The 20,872-nt window shown below is 60.2% G+C and carries 17 protein-coding genes; 11 read left to right on the plus strand and 6 right to left on the minus strand.

The genetic code is table 11. The annotated features are described in order from the left end of the window. Positions 1–13: 13 nt before the first annotated feature. Together ACR0AM_RS19560 and ACR0AM_RS19565 are read left to right on the plus strand one after the other, a co-directional pair. A complete protein-coding gene (locus ACR0AM_RS19560; protein WP_480623768.1) occupies positions 14–1,264 on the plus strand; it encodes an aminotransferase class V-fold PLP-dependent enzyme in 1,251 nt (416 codons plus the stop codon). Between the two features lie 28 nt (positions 1,265–1,292). Further along, positions 1,293–3,710: a GcvT family protein gene (locus tag ACR0AM_RS19565; RefSeq protein ID WP_480623769.1), complete on the plus strand. Its 2,418-nt coding sequence runs from the start codon at positions 1,293–1,295 to the stop codon at positions 3,708–3,710. A gap of 117 nt (positions 3,711–3,827) precedes the next feature. Here the strand turns inward: ACR0AM_RS19565 and ACR0AM_RS19570 are convergent, their stop codons facing one another. Together ACR0AM_RS19570 and ACR0AM_RS19575 are read right to left on the minus strand one after the other, a co-directional pair. After that, on the minus strand, positions 3,828–4,409 hold the full coding sequence (locus ACR0AM_RS19570) for a UbiX family flavin prenyltransferase (protein WP_480477519.1): 582 nt from the start codon (positions 4,407–4,409) through the stop codon (positions 3,828–3,830). Continuing rightward, a complete protein-coding gene (locus tag ACR0AM_RS19575) occupies positions 4,406–5,914 on the minus strand; it encodes a UbiD family decarboxylase (RefSeq protein WP_480623778.1) in 1,509 nt (502 codons plus the stop codon). Before ACR0AM_RS19575 ends, ACR0AM_RS19570 begins: the two co-directional genes overlap by 4 nt. Positions 5,915–6,050: 136 nt before the next feature. Here ACR0AM_RS19575 and ubiT point away from each other — a divergent pair, with 136 nt between their 5' ends. The 3 genes from ubiT to ubiV are packed head-to-tail and all read left to right on the plus strand — an operon-like array spanning position 6,051 to position 8,495. After that, a complete protein-coding gene (gene ubiT, locus ACR0AM_RS19580) occupies positions 6,051–6,593 on the plus strand; it encodes a ubiquinone anaerobic biosynthesis accessory factor UbiT (protein WP_480496068.1) in 543 nt (180 codons plus the stop codon). Then, the gene (gene ubiU / locus ACR0AM_RS19585) at positions 6,593–7,570 is read left to right on the plus strand and encodes a ubiquinone anaerobic biosynthesis protein UbiU (RefSeq protein WP_480623779.1); all 978 of its coding nucleotides are present in this window, start codon (positions 6,593–6,595) and stop codon (positions 7,568–7,570) included. The genes ubiT and ubiU overlap by 1 nt, the downstream gene beginning before the upstream one ends. 4 nt (positions 7,571–7,574) lie before the next feature. Continuing rightward, entirely contained in the window at positions 7,575–8,495 is a 921-nt protein-coding gene (ubiV, locus tag ACR0AM_RS19590) for a ubiquinone anaerobic biosynthesis protein UbiV (RefSeq protein WP_480623770.1), read from the plus strand. Positions 8,496–8,583: 88 nt separating this feature from the next. On the opposite strand, the gene ACR0AM_RS19595 is transcribed toward ubiV, so the two are convergent. The 4 genes from ACR0AM_RS19595 to ACR0AM_RS19610 all read right to left on the minus strand — a co-directional run bounded on the left by ACR0AM_RS19595 (position 8,584) and on the right by ACR0AM_RS19610 (position 15,244). Next, positions 8,584–9,726 carry an amidohydrolase gene (locus ACR0AM_RS19595; RefSeq protein ID WP_480623771.1) on the minus strand — a complete coding sequence of 381 codons (1,143 nt, stop codon included), beginning with the start codon at positions 9,724–9,726 and terminating at the stop codon, positions 8,584–8,586. 180 nt (positions 9,727–9,906) lie between these two features. Then, on the minus strand, positions 9,907–11,925 hold the full coding sequence (locus ACR0AM_RS19600; RefSeq protein ID WP_480623772.1) for a CocE/NonD family hydrolase: 2,019 nt from the start codon (positions 11,923–11,925) through the stop codon (positions 9,907–9,909). 73 nt (positions 11,926–11,998) lie between these two features. After that, positions 11,999–14,038, minus strand: a complete 2,040-nt coding sequence (locus ACR0AM_RS19605) for an oxidoreductase (protein WP_480623773.1) — start codon at positions 14,036–14,038, stop codon at positions 11,999–12,001. Between the two features lie 279 nt (positions 14,039–14,317). Next, positions 14,318–15,244 (minus strand): LysR family transcriptional regulator, encoded by a 927-nt coding sequence (locus ACR0AM_RS19610; RefSeq protein WP_480623774.1) that lies wholly within the window; start codon positions 15,242–15,244, stop codon positions 14,318–14,320. Positions 15,245–15,401: 157 nt separating this feature from the next. Between ACR0AM_RS19610 and ACR0AM_RS19615 the strand changes: the two genes are divergently transcribed. The 6 genes from ACR0AM_RS19615 (at position 15,402) to ACR0AM_RS19640 (ending at position 20,746) form a co-directional block, all read left to right on the plus strand. Next, entirely contained in the window at positions 15,402–16,418 is a 1,017-nt protein-coding gene (locus ACR0AM_RS19615; protein ID WP_480496057.1) for a TRAP transporter substrate-binding protein, read from the plus strand. Positions 16,419–16,485: 67 nt separating this feature from the next. Next, complete coding sequence (locus tag ACR0AM_RS19620) at positions 16,486–17,022, plus strand: TRAP transporter small permease (RefSeq protein WP_480623775.1); 537 nt, start codon at positions 16,486–16,488, stop codon at positions 17,020–17,022. Positions 17,023–17,039: 17 nt separating this feature from the next. After that, complete coding sequence (locus ACR0AM_RS19625; protein WP_480496053.1) at positions 17,040–18,380, plus strand: TRAP transporter large permease; 1,341 nt, start codon at positions 17,040–17,042, stop codon at positions 18,378–18,380. 17 nt (positions 18,381–18,397) lie between these two features. Then, a complete protein-coding gene (locus ACR0AM_RS19630) occupies positions 18,398–18,892 on the plus strand; it encodes a universal stress protein (protein WP_480496051.1) in 495 nt (164 codons plus the stop codon). Between the two features lie 26 nt (positions 18,893–18,918). Continuing rightward, entirely contained in the window at positions 18,919–19,305 is a 387-nt protein-coding gene (locus ACR0AM_RS19635; protein ID WP_480623776.1) for a nuclear transport factor 2 family protein, read from the plus strand. Between the two features lie 37 nt (positions 19,306–19,342). Next, the gene (locus tag ACR0AM_RS19640) at positions 19,343–20,746 is read left to right on the plus strand and encodes an NAD(P)/FAD-dependent oxidoreductase (protein WP_480623777.1); all 1,404 of its coding nucleotides are present in this window, start codon (positions 19,343–19,345) and stop codon (positions 20,744–20,746) included. Positions 20,747–20,872: the final 126 nt, after the last annotated feature.

Raw genomic sequence — 20,872 nt, forward strand, 5'->3', positions numbered from 1 at the left:
GGTGCCTCTTTTCATGAGTCAAATTTCGGAAAACCTGCTGAACCAGATCCGCAACCGTTTTGCCCAGATCGATCACTGCCCCGAACAGGGCGAGCGGATATTTTTCGAAAACGCCGGCGGGGCTTTGACACTGAAATCCGTGCTGGACAGCTCGGCACGTCACGCCGCAATCCCCGACAATCAGGGGCGCGACAATCCGGGGTCTCATGCGCTGGTTGCCACGATCAACGCGGCCAAGGCCGATATGCGGGATTTCATGAATGCACCCGGTGGTCAGTTTTTTGTCGGTGAAAGCGGCACCGAACTTCTGTTCCGGCTGATCATGAACGCCTGTCTGGGAACCGGTCCGGGGATTGTGCTGGGGTCGACACTGGAACACCCCGCCACACGGTCAGCCTGTGATCGCTGGGCCCGTATTGCCGGGCAGACCCATGTGCTGGTGCCCCACGATGACGACACCGGCACCGTGACTGCCGACGCCTATGCTGCGGCCGTCACCCCCGACACCAAAGTGGCGACAATCCTGCACACCTCACCCGTGACGGGCATGGGCGTCGATGTGGCCGCAGTTTCGCGGGCGATCCGTGCCGTGGCGTCAGACTGTTTCATCATTGTCGATGGCATCCAGCACGCCGCCCATGGCCAGATCGACCTCCGCGCGTATGACGTCGACGGCTACGTGATCTCGCCCTACAAGGTGTTTTCGCGCCATGGCTACGGCATTGCGTGGATTTCCGACCGGCTGACGCGGCTTGAACACAATGCCCTGTTGGACGGTCCGGCAGATAACTGGGAACTGGGCACGCGCGATACAGGGGCCTATGCGACCATGTCCGACGTTGTGTCTTACTTCGAATGGCTTGGCAGTCAGGTCAGCGACGCCACCGACCGGCGTGCCAGATTTCTGGCAGCGGGCGAAGCCATCCACGCGCAGGAAAAGGCACTGACCGACGCGATGATCCACGGCACCGGCAACCTGAGCGGTCTGGCCGAGATGGAGAAGGTCACCATTCTGGGCGGTGCCGACAACCCCGCTCGCGAAGGGCTGGTGTCGCTGCGCGTGCAGGGCGTGGCCTCGGCGGATGTCGTCAAACGGCTGAACGATGAGGGTATTCGCACCCATTTGCGCAAGGCCGACCATTACTCTGGCAACATATTGACACCGCTGGGTTATGACGCCTGCGTCCGGGTCTCGATGTGCCACTACAACTCGATCGGCGAAGTCGCCAGATTTCTGGCTGTCATGAAAGAAATCGCCGCCTGAGCTGCGGCGGACCAAGGGACAAGCACTCATGAAAACCCATGCACAAGCTGTCGTGATCGGAGGGGGCCTTGCCGGCTGTTCGATCCTGTACCATCTGGCCAAGCTTGGCTGGACCGACGTTGTCTTGCTGGAACGGAACGAGTTGACCTCCGGCTCGACCTGGCACGCAGCGGCGAATATCCACGGGCTGCACGACAACAACAACATCACCCGCATCCAGCACTATACGATGAATCTGTATAAACAGCTGGAACAGGAAACCGGCCAAAGCTGCGGCGTATTCCAGCCCGGCTCGCTCTATCTGGCCCAGACCGAAGAGCGTGAGCACCAGCTGCGCCTGCAAGAGGCGAAAGCCCGGTTTTATGGTCTGAACTTCTACGAAGTCAGCCGTGAAGAAGCCAAGGAACTGCACCCGCTGGCGCAGTTCGATGACATCCGCTGCATCATGTATGAACCCGATGGCGGCAATGTCGATCCGTCGGGCGTGCCGCACGCCTATGCCGCCGGGGCCCGCGCCATGGGGGCCACCATCGAACGCTTCTGCCCGGTGACGGGAACCGAACAACAACCCGACGGCAGCTGGATCGTGCGCACACCCAAAGGCGACATTCACACCCAGTGGGTTGTCAATGCCGCCGGTCTCTGGGGACGCGAGGTGGCGGCGCTGGCGGGCCTGACCCTGCCGCTGCAACCGACCGAACATCAGTATTTCGTGACCGAAAGCATCGACGAGGTCGCCAGCCTGGGGCGCCGTCTGCCCTCGATCGCTGACCGCGACGGCGAATATTACTTCCGGCAAGAGGGCAACGGCCTTCTGATCGGAGCTTATGAGAAAGATATGAAATTCTGGGCCGAAGACGGCACGCCGCTGGATTTTGCCCATGATCTGTTCCCCGACGATCTGGACCGGATCATGGAAAACGTGATCCGCGCCACCGAACGCGTGCCGGTCGCGGCTACTGCCGGGGTGAAACGCGTGATCAACGGGCCGATGATCTGGTCGCCCGACGCCAACATGCTGTGGGGGCCGGTGCCCGAGCTGAAGAACTATTTCCTCTGCGGCGGCCTGATCCCCGGTTTCTCGCAATCCGGGGGCTTGGGCTTGCTGGCGGCGCAATGGATGATCGAGGGCGAGCCGCAATATGACATGTTCGCCTGGGATCTGGCCCGCTTTGGCGACTGGGCCGACAAGAAATTCACCAAGGCCCGCGTTCAGGATGCCTACACCCACCGCTTCAAGATCCATTTCCCTAACGAAGAACGCAGTGCAGGCCGCCCGGCCCGTGTGCGCCCCGCCTATGAGATGCAGAAGCAGATGGGCTGCGTCTTTGGCCTCAATTGCGGCTGGGAACATCCGCTCTGGTTCGCCGATGAACCCGAGGTGGAAGAGACCACCGGCTTTACCCGCCAGAACTGGTGGAAGCCCGTAGGCCGTGAGGTGCAGATGCTGCGCGACAGCGTGGGCGTGATCGATATTTCGAACTTCGCCAATTACGTGATCAAGGGCCCCGATGCCCATGACTGGCTGGACCGTCTGGTGGCCAATCGGGTGCCCACCGAAGTGGGGCGCAGCTGCCTGACGCCGCTGATCTCGGTTCGCGGTGGCGTGGCGGGCGATTTCACCATCACCAAGCTGGCCGAAGACGAATACATGATGATTGGCTCCGGCATGGCCGAACGCTATCATCAGCGCTTCTTCAACATGGTCGATATGCCCAAAGGCACCACGCTTGAAGTCGCCACCGACCGCATCGCAGGATTCAACATCGCAGGTCCCAGATCACGCGAAGCGCTGGCGCGCCTGACCAATGCCGATCTGTCGAACGAGGCGTTCCGCTTCATGCGGTCGCAGAAAATCACGGTCGCTGGCGTCGAATGCGTGGCCATCCGGGTCAGCTTTACCGGCGATCTGGGCTGGGAACTGCACTGCGCCGAGGGGGATCAGGTTGCGCTTTACACCGCCCTGCTTGCAGCCGCTAAAGACTGTGGTGGCGGTCCGGTGGGCGGGCGCGCACTGGGGGCGCTACGGATCGAAAAGGGCTATGGCTCGTGGGGTCGCGAGTATTCTCAGGAATACTGGCCGCAAGAGGTCGGGCTGGCGGGTCTGATCAAACTGGACAAGGATTTCCTGCACAAAGACGCCTATCTGTCCGTCAAGGACAACCCCGCGCGCGAGGTGCTGTCCGTCTTCGAACTGGATGTGACCGAAGATGCCGACGCAACCGGGGGTGAGCCGATCTTTACCCCCGATGGCACGCCCCTGGGCCGTGTCACTTCAGGGGCATACGGCTATTCGGTCGGGAAATCGCTGGCGCTGGGGTTCCGCAACCCAAACACGGCACAGCCGGGCGATGAGGTGGTCATTCAGGTCATCGGCAAACCGCACAAGGCGCGCGTACTGGCCGAGGCACCGTTTGACCCGACAGGCGCCAGACTGCGGTGTTAACGCTCAAAACCCGTCTACAGGCAGGCAAGGCCAATAAGACGCTCCAAAAGATGTCTCGTCTCAGGACTTCAGGCGACTTCATCTTTTTCCAAATACTCCCGCCGGAGGCGTCCGAACTCACTCACCTGCGCATTGCGGGCGCCATTGCTGCGCCACCGGGTCACAAATGCGCAGGCAGTCCACCGCGCGTGCAGCGACCTGGGACACGATATCCATCAGGGTGTCAGGCTTCAGATAAAACGCAGGAACCGGGGGCAGGATGATGGCCCCCATTTCTGCCGCCGCCGTCATGTTGCGCAGATGGGCCAGGGTCAGCGGTGCTTCTCGTGTCAGTAAAACCAACGGCCTGCGTTCCTTGAGCTGAACACTGGCGGCGCGCGTCAGCAGGTTATCGTCCAGCCCATGCGCAATCGCGGCAAGCGTTCGCATGGAACAGGGCGCAACGATCATGCCGGATACCGGAACCGACCCGGACGCAATGCTGGCACCGATATCGGCGCTCGGGTGATGCCGCGTCACCAGTTGCCGCAGGTTTTGCAAAGCGTCCGGGCCGCATTCCTGCGCAAGTGTCCGCATCCCGGCTGCGCTGACCACAAGATCGGCCTCGATATCCGATGACGCCAGGCACCGGGCCACGGCAAGGCTCAACGCCGCGCCTGACGCACCGGATACCCCCAAAACAACACGGGCGTTTGTCATGCTCTCAGCTCCGGCATCAATCGGTTTACAAGGTCTTCTGCAAAGGCGTGATCTCCATCCGCGGTGTGCATCACAGTCCCCCATTCCCGCAGCGTTTCACTGCCCAGTTTCGTCGTCGCGTCGATGCCGATTTTTCCGGCCAGACCGGGTTCGGGTGATGCAAAATCCAGATAATCCATAGGTGTCCTGTCCAGCACCATCACGTCCCGGCCCGGGTCCATGCGAGTGGCAAGCGCCCAAGCAATATCCTCCCAGTTTCGGGGATCGATATCGGCATCGACCGCGATGATCATTTTCGTATAGCTGAATTGCGGCAGCATTCCCCACAGGGCCATCATCACGCGCCGGGCCTGCCCCGGATACCGTTTGTCGATGGCAACGATTGCCATTCGATAGGAACAGGCGGCGGGCGGCAGCCAAAGATCGTGGATTTCGGGGATCTGCGCGCGGATGGTCGGCAGGGCCAGGCGGTTGAACACCTCGCCAATGATTGACGGTTCGTCCGGTGGCCGCCCGGTATAGGTCGAAAGATACAGCGGCGCGTCCCGATGGGTGACAGCGCTGACCTGCATCACCGGAAAGGGTTCAGCCGGGTTGTAATAGCCGGTGTGATCCCCAAAAGGCCCCTCGGGGGCGGTCTCGCTTGGTGAAACCCAACCTTCCAGAACAATCTCGGCGTCAGCAGGGACCAACATGGGGATGGTTCTGGCCGGGATCAGATGTGGGCGCTTCTGGTTCAGGGCACCGGCAAATGTCAGCTCGGATACCGTTTCTGGCAAGGGCAAGGCCGCCGATAACAAAGTCGCGGGGTTTGCGCCCAGCACAATGGCGACGGGCATCTTTTCGGCGCACCTCGCCCAGCTCCTGTGATGCGCCGCGCCGCCGCGATGAGGCAGCCAGCGCATGATGACACGGTTCCGGTTCAGCACCTGAATGCGGTAAACCCCCGCGTTATAGCCTTGCGCCGCGTTGGCATCGCTGCCGTAGGGCCGGGTAAGAACCACGGGCCACGTGATCAGCGGCCCCGCATCGCCGGGCCAGTGGGTCTGGATTGGCAGCGCGGTCAGGTCCACATCCGCTCCGCTGTGGCAGAGGCTTTGCACCGGGGCGGTTCTGACCAGTTTCGGTCGGGTCGACAGGGCCGCCTTCAGCATCGGCCATCTGGCCAGCGCGTCCCGCACTCCGTCCGGCGGCGTCGGGGACCGCAGCGCGGCCAGAAAGGCCCCCAGATCGTCAAGCCCGGCGGGTGTGACACCCAGCCCGGCAGCAACCCGTTCCGCCGTTCCGAACAGGTTGACGACGACGGGGGTATCGAACCGATCAGTGGACACGTCTGTCGGGTGGTCAAATTGCAGAACCGGCCCGCCCGCCTCAAGCACGGCGCGGTGAACAGCGGTCATCTGATGGCGTACGGAAACCGGATCAGGGATGCGCCTGAACTGTCCGGTGTCTTCGCACCATTTCAGAAAATGCCGAAGGCTGGGATATTGCGGCAGGGTGCGAATGGGACTGCTCCGACGGTGGTTTCCACCCTCTAGCAACGAAAGCGAGGGGTCGAATTGACAACCGTCAAGTCACCCCAGCCGCGATCGCCCTAGGAAGGCATCCAAGGTCATAATGTTGTGACAGCAGGAGGTCTCATTGCCCGTTCCTCAGAACCCGATACCGCGCTGCCCGGCGGCTTTGGCGGCCATGTTTCGGATAGTGCCGCTTGGCCCCTTGTCGCTGTCGCTGACGGTCTTCACGCGCCGGGTCGCAAAGAAAAACCCGGAAATGTTTCAACGGCTTGGCGCATACGGAAGATCAGTTTTCGTTCTTGATCCGACGGATTTGCCTGTTGTCCTGCTGCTTGATCCGAATGGCGGTGCCCCAAAGGTGACACTGACCCGGCGCAGCGGGTCAGGGGTTGCGCGTATTTCCGGCCCTCTGGCGGCCCTTCTTGGGCTGGTTCACGGTGCATTTGACGGCGATGCACTGTTCTTCTCACGTGATCTGGTGATCGAGGGCGATACGGCCGCGGCGCTGGCCCTGCGCAACGCAATAGACGACGCGGAACTGGACCTCGCACACGAGGCCGCAGCCCTCTCCGGCCCGCTTGCGCGCCCGCTGAAGCAGCTGATCGCGTTGGTGGAACGTCGAACCGGCCTGTACCTGACTCGACCGGAAGATGCTGTACTATGGTGATGGAAATCGTCTGCCCGGCAGGAACGCCCGCCGCCTTGCGCGCAGCCGTCAAGGCCGGGGCGCATACAGTCTATTGCGGCTTCAATGACGAAACCAACGCGCGCAACTTTCCGGGCCTGAACTTCGACCGGGCCGAAATGCGCGCGGGTGTTGCCTTTGCCCATGACCACGGGGCCAAGGTACTGGTTGCGATCAACACGTTTCCCCGCGCCGGCAGCGAAGCAATCTGGCATCGCGCGGTGGCCGACGCGGAAACCTGCGGCGCGGATGCCGTGATCCTCGCCGATATCGGGCTGCTGGATTATGCCGCGCGCAACCATCCGGGGTTGCGCAGGCACCTGTCCGTGCAGGCCGCGGCGGCGAATGCCGATGTGATCAACTTCTATGCCGAAACCTTCGGCGTCAAACGTGTGGTCCTGCCGCGCGTGCTGTCGGTTCCCGAAATCGCCGCCATCAACGCCGAAACAGAAGTCGAGACCGAGGTATTTGTGTTCGGCGGGCTCTGCGTGATGGCCGAAGGTCGCTGTTCGCTGTCCTCTTATGCCACCGGGCTGTCTCCGAACATGAATGGCGTCTGTTCGCCCGCCAGCCATGTCGAATACCAGAACGATCAGGGCGCGTTGAACACGCGCCTGGGCGGTTACCTGATCCACCGGGTCGAACGAAATCAGCCTGCACCCTATCCGACATTGTGCAAAGGGTGCTTTTCCGCAGGTGAAAAGACGGGCCATTTGTTCGAAGACCCCGTCAGCCTGAATGCGGAACGGCTGATCCCGCAATTGCAGAAGGCCGGTGTCACCGCGCTGAAAATCGAAGGGCGCCAGCGCTCGAAATCCTACGTTGCGCAGGTGGTTCGGAACTTCCGTGCCGCTGTCGACGCGCTTGAGGCCGGGCGCCCTCTGCCCGAGGGGATGCTGGCCCGTTTGTCCGAAGGGCAGGCCATGACAACCGGCTCATACAAAAAAACCTGGAGATAGCGCGATGGAACTGACCGTTGGCCCCAACCAGTTTTTCTGGCCCGCCGATAGCTGGACATCCTTTTACGAGGATTTGGCCCAAACCCCCGTCGACCGCATCGTGCTGGGCGAGCTGGTTTGTTCCAAGCGCCTGCCGTTTTATCAGGACCGGATTCCCGACGCGATTGCCCGGCTGGTTGAGGCAGGCAAACAGGTTGCGCTGACCAGTCTTGCACTGGTGACGCTCAAGCGTGAACGCAAGCTGACCGCCGATCTGGCGGATCTGGGGGTCACGGTCGAGATCAACGATCTGACTGCGCTGGCGCATCTGCCCGAAAACACCGATTTCGATGTCGGACCGCTGATCAATGTCTATAACGAAGGCACATTGGCATGGCTGGCGTCACGTGGGGCGCGTCGCATATGCCTGCCGCCGGAACTGCCAATCGCCTCGGTCAGGGTTCTGGCACAAGCCGCCGCCGGTCTGGGTGTCGCGGTCGAGGTTTGGGGCCACGGTCGCCTGCCGCTGGCCATCTCCGGCCGGTGTTACCACGCGCGCCTGCATGGGCGCAGCAAGGATAATTGCCAGTTTGCCTGCGAAAACGATCCCGACGGGCTGGAAGTGCTGACCGGCGATGGACAGCCGTTCATGGCCATGAACGGTGTGCAGACCCTGTCAGACAGCTATGCCTGCACGGATCATCAGATCGAGTTGCTGCAAAGTGCTGGCGTCGCGGCCCTGCGCCTGTCGCCGCAATCTCAGGGGTTCCCAAGGCTCTGCGCGCTCTACCGACAGCGGCTGGATGGGCAACTTGACCGGGGCGATCTGGAACATGCGCTGCGCGCCGCCGATCCCGATATAAGGCTAAGCGATGGGTTCCTGACCGGCGCATCCGGTGCTGAATGGTCGGGTTCGGCACGCGTGTCCACCGAAGCGGCACGCTGATCATTCTGGAAAAGTCCGGCATCCGTGGGCGAATGTTTGAGGCGACCAGAGGAAGCGATCCGAAACATCCACGGATCGTCCTGCGCAGTCAGGTGGTCACTGGCAGACGTTGCCGCACCAGTTCGGCCCACAGGTTTGCCCCCAATGGCAGCAGCGCGTCGTTGAAATCATAATCGTCCGCGTGCAGGGGGCGGCCATTCGACCCCTCGGTTCCATTGCCGATCAGCAGAAAACACCCCGGAACCGCAGCCGCAAATTCCGCGAAATCCTCGGAAAACGACATGGCGGTCCGGTCGCCGTCAACCTCCAGACCCAGCGTTTTTGCTGCTGAAACCACATGGGTTGCGGCGTCGGTATCGTTGATTGCCTCGATGAATTCGGTCCGGAATTCCACCGTCACCGCGACACCGTGGCTTTCCGCCACGCCCGCCGCGATCTGCCGCATATGGTGTTCAATCCGCGCGCGGTCATCGGGGGACATCGCCCGTGCGTCCCCTTTCAACACTGTTCGACCCGGCAGGACGTTGCGCTGCCCATCGGTGATGAACTCGGTCACGGAAACGACCGCGCCAGACAATGGGGCAAGCTTTCGCGAAACGATGGTTTGCAAGGCCAGAACAAGCTCTGCTGCGGGCGTGATTGTCTCGCGCCCGACATGGGGCATCGAGGCATGGCCGCCCTGACCGGTGATGGTGACCTCGAATAGGCTTTCGCTGCAACAAATGACACCGGCGCGGGTTGAAACCCGCCCGACGGGTTCGCCCGGCAGATTGTGCGCGCCATAGATTTCGTCAATCGGAAAATCCCGCAGGACGCCTTCCTCAATCATCGCCCGCGCGCCCAGCCCGTGCTCCTCATTGGGCTGGAACAGGAAGACAACGGTGCCGTCAAAGCCCTGATCCCTGGCCAAAAGCTCGGCCGCGCCCAGCAGCATCGTCGTATGGCCGTCATGGCCGCAGGCATGCATCACGCCCGGGTTCCGAGACTTGTAGGCAAAGCTGTTGGCTTCGGTAATGGGCAGCGCGTCGAAATCCGCGCGCAGACCGATGGACCGGTTGCCATGGCCCGCGCGCAGAACACCAACAACGCCGACACCTTCATGCACCTCGATGCCAAGGCTTCTCAGGTGATCGGCGATCCGGGCCTTGGTCCAGTCCTCCTGAAAGCCAAGCTCGGGGTTACAGTGAAACTCATGCCGCAGGGCGCGCAGGTTTTCGGAAAAACTCGTCATGGCAACACTCCTTCATCCTGCTTTCTTGCGCCCTTGCTACAGGATTTTGCAATCTCGCTCAAAGATCGGTTCCGATTGATGCAAGTTGTCCCCGGATGAGCGCCCTGAACAGTTTCGATCCCGCGAGGGGAACACCAGCCCACGCATCACAAGACGGCAGGGCTGAAAACCTTTCTACACCTACATCCCGTTGCGGGGGATGACATAAGACTGTTCGTCCTCAAAGATCAGATCGTCACCCGACCACGCCTTTAGGCGCGCGGTCAGGTGAAACTCGGTCGCAGTCGCCCTTTGTTCGGAACAGGCCCAGATCTTGGCGGACCACCCCTCGCGGTCGAAACCGGCGGTTTGCTCCATTGTGGCTACTGCCGACAACGGATCACCCGGCTGGATGGTATAGCGTCGATCCGACATATCGCTCAGCACCGTGCCGATATCGTCGAGGCGAATATCGCCCACCGGCCCAAAGACACCCCCGTCAAGGAAATACCTGTGTGTCACCGCGCCATTGGTCAGATCGGTGTGAACCGAACGCTCCATCGAGCCGGAGCGAACGTTCGTCTTCCGCGGGGCGACGTCGGAACCCTGAGGTTCCGGCAGCGGGCGTGGGGCTGGCGCGTCATCTCGCTGGCTGCGCGTGGGCAGGATCAGCCGCGACGTGCCGGGTCGGATCGTCAGCGTAACCGGCTCCGGCGCTGGCCACAGAACCGGCCAATAGGCAGACGCGATTTGCAGAACGATGCGATGACCCGCCAATACCCGATAACCGGTTCCATAAAGCGGGACAGTCACGTGCAAATCTTCGCCGGGTGTAATCGGTGTCGGTTCAGTGTCGCTGATCCGGTGCGTCAGGTTGCAGAACCCGCGTGCAATCAATGTCTGTGCGCCGTCCGGGGCCTCATCCACCAGCAGGGCCGCAACAAAGCCCTGCGCCCGATCGGCAGAAACTGTCAGGTCTACCGAGGGCTGGCCCAGAATATCAACGGGCTTTTCCAAGGGCTTTGCTTTGAATTGCAGCGCCCCTGCGGCCTCGATCCGGCAATCTGCTGCCATATCTCCGGGTATTGCAAAGGAACACATGTCGCCCGCTGCGGCCCCGAAATTCTGTGGCGAACAGACCGACATCTCCCCGCCCGACCCGGCGGAGGCGTCCAGCGTTCCGTCATTCAGCCACAAGGGCTGGTCCCTGACATTTGGCGACGGCCAGTTCGGCTCCTCGATCCACCGCCCCTCGCGGTGTACATGAGTTCCGGACGGGGCGGCACTGTCTTGCAGGAAAAACCGCAGCGGCGGCTCGTCCATCAGGCCGGTGTCGATCCCCTTCAGCCAATGGTCCCAGAACCGGATCACCTCGCCGACGAAATCGACCCGGGGCCCCGGCACCCCTTCTTGCGGATACAGATGCGCCCAGGGGCCCATCAGGATCTTGACCGGCCCGCTCAGGTGTTCCGCGATGCGGAACGGCGTGTCGCGATACAGGTCCATCCATCCGCCAAAGAAATACACCGGCACATCGACATCCGCATAGTTTTCGCAGATCGAGCCGCGCCGCCACATGTCATCATGGGTCTGATGTTCCAGCCACATGGCGGGCCAGAATTCGACCCCCTCCAACCGTGCGCGCCACATGTCGATCCAGCGATCCGCGCCCACAATCTCGGGGTCGGGCGGCATGGCATTGTACAGCTGCATGATCGAGCCCCACCAGAAATTGTCATTGGCCAGACAGCCGCCGTAAAAGTGAATATCCTCGCGCCAGCGGTCATCCGTTCCCATCACCGGCGCAATCGCCTTCAGCGCAGGCGGGCGGGTCGCGGCCACCTGAAAGGCGTTATACGCCCCCCAGCTTTTGCCGAACATTCCGACATTTCCGTCGCACCAGTCCTGATCGGCAATCCACTGGATGATGTCGTGCCCATCCTGAATCTCCTGATGCGAATACTCGTCTTCGGGAATCCCGTCGCTGTCGCCATAACCGCGGATATCTACCCGGATCGACGCATAGCCCGCCGCGGCGAAATGCGGATGCATGCTTTCATCTCGCATCCGGGTGCGATCCCGGCGGCGATAGGGGATGTATTCCAAAACACAGGGAGCAGGCGTTGCTCGGGCCGAGCCGGGCAGCCAAAGCCGTGCCGCAAGTTTAGCGCCGTCCGGCATGGGAATCCAAACGGTTTCGATGACCTCTGTATTGCTCATGTCCGGTCCTTTGACTGACTGTCAGGTGAAAAGCTGTTTGTGGCGTGCTTGGCCGGGGGGTGTTTCAATGGCCTCACCATCGAAGCCCCAAGCGCAGCGCATCATAAATGGCGGCATGCGTGTTGCGCGATGAAATGGCATCGCCGATCCGGTACAGATCAAACCCCGCCTCTGGCACAGATTGCGGAAACACGGGGCCGGACCCGCCGACCAGCGCTTCATAATCCACGGCGCCCAAGTTTCGCGACAGCGGTTTCAGATCGAAGTACAGATCATCCAGCGGCAAAACACCCTGATTGACAACCACCTGATCATACAGGCGCTTTTCTATCAGGTCCGAGTAATCCGTACCAATGGCTGCCTCCAGCTGATTGCCTGATCGCACCAATGATTTCAGCGTCCGGGCGACTGTGAACTCGGCACCGGTCTTTTGCAGGGCGCGCATGTAGGGCACCAGGTTCATCCCCATGATTTCGGGGGCAAAACTGCGGTCTCGGGTCATGATTTCTACCCGCCCCCCCGCTTGCGCGATAGCCTCAGCCGCCATCAGGGCCGGGTGATCCCCTGCATCGTCATAGATAAGGACATTGTCGCCGGGGCGCACATCACCGGTCAGGATATCCCAGGCAGTAACCGCCAGATCGTTACCCGCCTCCAGAACCGTCACCTCGGGCAATCCGCCGGTTGCGATCACCACCATGTCCGGCGCAAGCGCAGTTACAGCATCGGCGTCCGCAAAGGTGTTGAAACAAAATGTCACGTCGCGTGCGGCGCATTGGGCCATGCGCCAGTCGATGATCCCGATCATCTCGGCCCGGCGCGGGGACTGCGCGGTCAGCCGCACCTGACCGCCCGGTGCGGGGGCGGCCTCAATAACGGTGACGTCATGCCCGCGCTCGGCCGCGACCCGCGCCGCCTCAAGCCCGCCGGGGCCTGCGCCCACAATCACCGCGCGGCGGCGCGTTTCAGCGGCGGGGATCAGATGCGGCATCGACAATTCGCGCCCGGTGGCCGGGTTGTGGACACACAGCGCCTCACCCGCCTGATAAATGCGGTCAAGACAGTAAGTGGCACCGACACAGGGCCGGATGTCCTCTTCCCGTCCAGCCCGGATTTTGGCAACGATCATCGGATCTGCCATATGCGCGCGGGTCATGCCGACCATGTCCAGCAGGCCCGAGGCCACCGCATGCCGCGCCGTCGCCACATCGGGAATGCGCGCGGCGTGAAAGGTCGGCATCCCAACCTCGGCCCGAACCCGCCCGGCAAAATCCAGATGGGGTGCGCTTTTCATGCCCTGAACCGGGATCACGTCCGTCATGGCCGGGTCGGTATGAATACGCCCGCGAATGATGTTCAGGAAATCGACCTGACCGCTGTCGCGCAGCCTTCGGGCAATCTCCAGCCCTTCCGCTTCGGTTATGCCGCCCTTTTCCACCTCATCGGCGGTGTAACGGACCCCTATGATGAAATCGCTCCCGACGCGGTCGCGGATTGCGTCCAGAACCATGAAACCAAAGCGCATCCGGTTGTCCAGATTGCCTCCAAAGGGCGCCTCCATCCGATTGGTCATCGGCGACCAGAACTGATCGATCAGATGACCGTAGGCCTGCAATTCAATTCCATCCAGCCCGGCGGCCTGCATCCGTTCGGCGGCATCGGCGTAATCGGTCACGATCCGCGCGATGTCGAAATCTTCCATCTTCTTGGCAAAGGCCCGGTGCGCTGGTTCCCGGTCGTGCGACGGCGACAGGGACGGCAGCCAGTCACCCTTGTTCCAGCCCGTGCGCCGCCCCAAATGGGTCAGCTGGATCATCACCGCACAGCCATGGGCATGGCAGGCATCCGTCAGCTCCGCCATCCAGCGGACCACCTCGTCCTTGTATGCCAGGATATTGTTGAACGCAGGCGGGCTGTCGCGGCTGACAACGGCCGACCCCGCCGTCATGGTCATCGCAACCCCCGCTTTGGCCCGCACCTCGTGATAGGCACGATAGCGTTCCGTCGGCATCCCACCTTCGGGATAGGCGGGTTCATGACTGGTTGTCATGATCCGGTTTTTCAGCCTCAGGTGCTTTAGCTGATAAGGTTGCAGCAAGGCATCGCGGCTCATGATTGCGCCTCGTGATCAGTTTGATTGCGCAAGGCGGCAACAGGGTCGGATGACATGCAGCTCTCCGGTTATCTGGGGGCAAGAGGTGATGGTCTTCGCCGATTGAAATCAAACTGGAATTGCCAAGTCAAATTTGTTTTCAATCAGACGTTTTCGACCAATTTTCCCCGTGCCTTTCGCCCTAGTGGACACGACAAGCGCGGCCGTGCGCCCCCGGCTGGCGCATGTCTTCGGTTAATAAACGGGGTGCCCTCGCGCAAACAGGCGACGAGGCCGGGCTCAGGGCACTTCGGAATGGACGCTCAGCAGGGTTTCCAGAAACAGTTTGGCCGCGCGTGTCGGATCCGGCTGTTTCCGCGTCACCGCCGCAAAGCGCGTTCTGTATTTGATGTCCTGCGGCATCACCTGCCTCATAAGCCCCTTATCAACAAATTCCTGCGCCAGATGGTCCGGAAGAAAGCCCAGATAGCTGCCCGACAGAATAAGTATTGCAAGGGCTTGTTCGTTCTGCACTTTGGCGGCGCGCCGAAACCCCAGTTGCTGGCCGTAGATCAGGTTGGGCGAGTTCACGTTCAGACCCGCATAGTTGAACGCCTGAATGTCCCGCAGGCTCAGCGTGTCAGCGGACTGGCTGAACAACGGATTGGCCTGCCCGCAATACAGAAACATGTTTTCCCCATAAAGCGGCGCATAATGCAGGCTTGCCGAGGGGCGGTGCAGGGCGATGATCCCGACATCCAGCTGCCCGCTGATAACCATGGTCTCAATGACGTTGGGCGGTTCAATCGACAACTCGATCTGGATGGCAGGGGCGGCTTCGTTGAAGCTGTGAATGGCGCGCGCAAGGCGCGCTTCGGGGTTCGTGGTGCATTGATCGAACAGCGCCACGCGGATACTTCCTGCCAGTTGCTGCTTGATCTCGTTGACTTCGGTTCTGAACTGCGAAACCGAAATCAGCAGGTCTTCTGTCGCGGCCAGCACTTTCTCGCCGTCTTCAGTCAGGGAAAAACCCGCCGGGCCACGGTTGCACAGCTTCAGATCCAGCCGAAGTTCCAGATCCGATATGTGTTTCGAGATTGTTGATTTCCCGATGTTGAGCTCAATTTCTGCTGCCGAAAACCCTCCGCTTTCCGCAACGGTTTTGAAAACCCGAAGAAGGCGAATGTCCGTGTCCCCGATGCGGGTGGCCAGTGGGTTCTGTCTCATATTATAAGTTCGACATTTGTGAAACCTTTCGCGCAAATATTAACAACGACGAAACCATGTTGGCAAGATAGCCTCTTGTGGCCGAGGCAGAATCGGACTGGCCACCTTCTCCCCAGGCCATCGCGCACCTCGAAACACGACAAATGGGAGGACATCCATGTCATTTATCAAAAAGCTTGGCACCATCAGCGCCGCCGTTTCCGTTGCTGCACTGATGGTTGCAGGCACGGCTGATGCGAAGAACTTCAAGATCGCGGTGGGCGATAGCGCAGGAAGCGCACAGGAAGCTCTGGGCATCGCCTTCGTCAAGGCGCTGGAAGAGAAATCGGGCGGTGCCCACACCGCAACGCTGTTCCTGAACGGTCAGCTGGGGTCCGAACAGGACACCGTGAACGAGGCGGCGATCGGCACGCTGGATATGTCGCTGCTGGCAATCAACAACATCACGCCCTTCTCGCCTTCGGTCGGTGTTTTCACGCTGCCTTACGTGATCCTCAGCCTGGAAGATGCCGAAAAGCTGACCCAGGGCCCAATCGGTCAGGAACTGGTCGAAAACACCATCCGTGATGCCGGCGTGCGCATCATCGGCTGGACCTATACCGGTTTCCGCCGCCTGACCAACTCGAAAAAACCGGTCAAATCGGTTGCTGACCTTCAGGATCTGGTCATCCGCGTTCCCAAGAACGAGATCATGATCGAAACCTACAAAGCATGGGGCATCAACCCGACGCCAATGGCCTGGTCGGAAACCTTCACCGGACTGCAAACCAAGGTGGTCGACGGGCAGGACAACCCTTACCTGACCATCAACGCGATGAAGTTCTACGAGGTTCAGGACCACGTCACCAACCTGCGTTACATCTTCTCGATCGAACCGCTCATCGTTTCAGAAGCGGTCTTCCAGGACCTGTCCGCAGAAGATCAGGCAATTATCCTTGAAGCGGGACAGGAAGCCACCCTGGCATCCGCACAGTTCCTGCGGGATTCCGAAGCCGCCATCAAGGAAGAGCTGACCGCCAAAGGTATGGAGATCATTGATCCCGAAAACGACGAAGCCGAGTTCATCGAACTGGCGACAGGTGCCGTATGGCCCCAGTTCTACGACTCCATCGGTGGCGTCGAAAAACTGAACACCGTTCTGGAAGCCATTGGCCGCGAGCCGGTGCAGCAATAATCGCCGCAGAGCGATACCGGGAAGAGCGCCACGGCGCTCTTCTCATCTCAGGGAGGAGTGAAACCACATGTTCTGGAAATTTCTGGACAACATAGAAAGTGTCATCTGCCGGATACTCTTATCCGGCTTTGTCTGCCTTTTATTCGTGCAGATCATCGCGCGCGAAGTCTTCGGCTTTTCGGTCAGCTGGATCGAAGAACTCTCGGTCTACATGTTCGTATGGTTCGTCTATTTCGGCGCAAGTTACGCCGCCTTGAAAGGGGCGCATAACCGCGTGACATTCCAGTTCAAGTTCCTGCCTGAGGGGGCGATCAAGTACATCGAAGCCTTCGCCGATCTCTTCTGGCTCTTCTTCAATGTCTACTTCCTCTATCTGGCGACAGATTTTGTCTTCAACAAGATGAACAAGTTCTGGAAATCCCAGACCCTGGGTGTCGAGATGAAGTATATCTACATGGTGCTGCCCATCGCGTTTGCGCTGATGACCGTCCGCATCATTCAGGTGAATTACCTCCGCCTTGTCAAAGGCGAGGACATTCACGATCCCGATCAGATCGACCTCGACGAAATCAAAGCTGCGACCGAAGCAGCAAAGAAATTCTAAGGGCAGGGGGTTAAATCATGGAATCCGAAATCGTCACGGTCCTGTTTGGATCATTTCTGTTCTTGCTGCTCATTGGCGCGCCGATCACGGTGGCGCTGGGTGTCGCGTCGCTGATCTCGTTTCTCTATCTGGGCGATAACCCGATCAAATTCGTGCAGATCGCCTTTACATCCGTGGGCTCGTTCCCGCTGATGGCGCTGCCAGCCTTTATCCTCGCCGGGGCCCTGATGGAGGCTGCCGGTATCTCAAAACGCCTGATCAACGTTGCCGAAAGTCTGGCCGGTCCTTTCACCGGTGGTATTTCGGCCGCAACGGTCATGGCCTGTCTGTTCTTTGGTGCAATTTCGGGCTCGGGCCCGGCAACAACCGCGGCTGTTGGGATGCTGATGATCCCGGCAATGATCGACCGCGGCTATGAGCGCGGCTATGCCTCGGCGATCACTGCGTCCTCTGGCGGCCTCGGGATTATCATTCCTCCCTCCATCCCGATGGTGATCTTCGGCATTGCCGCGCTCGGTATGGCCCCGCCGCCCGAAGCGGTCGAGAAATTCGGCACCTTCCAGTCGGTTTCGATTTCGAAACTGTTCATTGCCGGGTTCGTACCCGCCTTCCTGATCGCCACTAGCCTTTTGATCCTGAACTACTTCATGTCGAAAAAGCGCGGCTACAAAGGCGTCGCCGAAGGCTGGTCGATCCGCCATGTAGGCTGCGAAATGTATCGCGGGTTCTGGTCTTTGATGGCGCCGCTGGTGATCCTGGGCGGTATCTATACCGGCTTCTTCACCCCGACCGAGGCTGCAATCGTCGCGATCTTCTATACCCTGTTCGTGGGGGTAGTCATCTATCGCGAACTGACCTGGCAGTCGCTGTTCCAGTCGCTTGAAGCCACCACATGGCTGACCGGTCGCGTCCTGCTGATCCTGTTCACCGCTACGGTGTTCGGACGTCTTTTGGTGGAAAACCAGATCCCGGCGATCATCGCAGATTCGATGCTCAGCTTCACCGACAACCTCTATGTGATCTGGGCGCTGATCATCTTCTTCCTGCTGTTCGTCGGCATGTTCATGGAAACACTGGCCACCATCCTGATCCTTGTTCCGGTAATGCTGCCGGTGGCCTATTCGGTGGGTATCGATCCGATCCACTTTGGCGTGGTGATGGTCTGTACGCTGGGCATCGGGTTCCAGACCCCGCCGCTGGGCGAGAACCTGTTCATCGCATCGGGTATCTCGAACATCTCGATCGAACAGATCTCGTTGCGCGCGCTGCCTTTTGCGGCGGCAAACACGGTGGCGATCTTCATAATCGCCTTCTTCCCTGAACTGTCGCTGTGGCTCCCACGGCTGTTTGGCTACTGATCTGAAAGGATGACGACATGAAACAGATGGTCTCCAACATCCTGTTTGCCACCGACCTGTCCGAAAACTCGGGTCACGCCATGCGCCATGCCGCAAGCATCGCGCAGGCCACCGGGGCGGAGATTCACGTGTTGCACGTGAATGAACCCCTGTCGGACGACGCCAAGATCACGATGGAAATCTTCATCATGAACGAAGAGACCCGCAAGACCGCCATTGAGCGTCGTCACGAGATGGTGCGCAAGGTTCTGGCCGAACGGCAAGCCAAGTTCTGGGCGCAGTTCGACGGCGACGACGGGAAAATTCGCGATCAGGTCACCTCGGTCGAGGTGACTGACGGCCATCCGGCAGAAGTGATCCTGCGCCGCTCGGTCGAACTGGGTTGCGACCTGATCGTATTGGGCGCGCATGATCACGGCTTTTCGCACACCTTCCTGGGCACGGTCGCAAAACGCGTTTTGCGGCGCTCCAGGATCCCGACACTGATCGTTCCGAACCCGGACGAAATGTAACAACCCCACTGACAAGGAAGTACAAAATGAACAAAACCCTGACCGCGCAGGACCTGGCGGACACGTTCGACGCGTTCAACCGCCACGACATCGACGGCGTGATGACCCACTTCGCCGACGACTGCGTGTTCTACACCGTGGCCGGTGACGAGAAATATGGCAACAAGGTTGAAGGTGCCGAAGCCATCGCCGCCGCGTTTTCGGGCGTCTGGGCAGGCATGAAAGACGCCCATTGGGACCATCACAGCCACTTTGTCCACGGTGATCGTGCCGTATCCGAGTGGACCTTCTCGGGAACCGACGCAAACGGAATGCGGATCGAAGCCGAAGGTGCGGATCTGTTCACCGTTCGTGACGGTAAAATCATTGTAAAACAGGCGCTTCGCAAAGCGCGCCCAATGTCCAAAGCCTGATCCGCCGCCCTGCGCGCAGCCTCGGAGAAAAACAAGAATGGTGGATAACAGCATCCCGCGTCACTGGCCCAAGGCCAGTTATGACCCCAAATATGACCCGATCATTGATGCGGGTCCGGGTCACAATCGCGACCACGCGCCCACGTATTGGATTGGAACGGCCGGAACACCTCCGGCCGATGATGGACCTGTGTCCAGCGATATGGATGCGGATGTGGTGGTGATCGGATCGGGGTATACCGGTCTGTCGACCGCCATTCATCTTGCCAAGGAATACGGCATTCAAGCCGTTGTTTTAGAAGCAAATACCGTCTCCTGGGGCTGCTCCACCCGCAATGGCGGGCAGGCCCAGATCTCATCCGGGCGGCTCAAGCGGTCGCAATGGATCGAACGGTGGGGAACGGACGTGGCCAAGCGCATGCATGCCGAGGTCACAGAAGCGTTTCAGCTGTTCAACGATCTGATTGCGTCCGACGATATCGATTGCGACCCCCAGCCGGGTGGCCACTACTACATCGCGCATCGCGACAAGGTCATGCCGTCCCTCAAGAAAGAGAGCAAGCTGCTCAACGATGTGTTCGGCTATGGTTCGCGCATCCTCTCCCGGGAAGAACTACATGAAAAACACGTGCGCGATATGGAAGCCGCAGGCGCCATGTGGGAACCTGACGGGACCTGTATCCATGCGGGTAAACTGGCGTTCGGTTATGTCAACATGGCGCGTCGTCTGGGGGTGAAAATTCACACCGGCAGCCCGGTTATGGGATGGCAGACGAAGAACGGCGTGCATCACCTGCGCACACCGGGCGGCATCGTCCGCGCCAAAACGGTGGCCTTGGCAACCGCGGGCTATACCCCGCCGGGTCTGAACACGCGCACAAAGCACCGCTTGATGCCTATCCTGTCCAACTCGATGGTGACACGGCCGCTGACCCAGGCCGAGCTGGATGAGTGTGGCATTCAGACCAAATCGCCCCTGACGGACACGCGCACCCTGCGCCATTATTATCGTTTATTGCCTGACAACCGGATGCAGATCGGCAGCCGCAGCGCGGTAACAGGACGAGACGCCGAGAACGAAAAACACTTGGAGCTTTTAAAAAAGGGCCTCGCCCGAAAGTTTCCGGCGCTGACGGATATCAACCTCGATTACTCGTGGTGGGGCTGGGTCGATGTCAGCCACGATATGATGCCGCGTATCTTTCAACCGGACCCGGAACAGCGCGTGTTCTACGCGATGGGATATGGTGGCAACGGCGTGATGTACTCGGCTCAGGCCGGGCGTCGTATGGCACAGCTGATCGCGGGCAAGAAAGACAAGGCCTTTGCCCTGCCGATCTTCACGTCCCCGCTGCCTAGCCATGGCATCCTGACACCCTTCCGCCGCCTCGGCCAGCGCATAGCCTATGTCGGCTATTACCTCAGAGACGAAATACTGTAATTTACCAACGCTTTAGCGTTCTGAAGATAAGGAAACACCCCTATGAAGATGACGACGGAAGAGGCCTTTGTTAAGGTTTTGCAGATGCATGGTATTGAACATGCGTTTGGGATCATTGGCTCTGCG

It is taken from the genome of Ruegeria sp. AD9 (assembly GCF_056542305.1).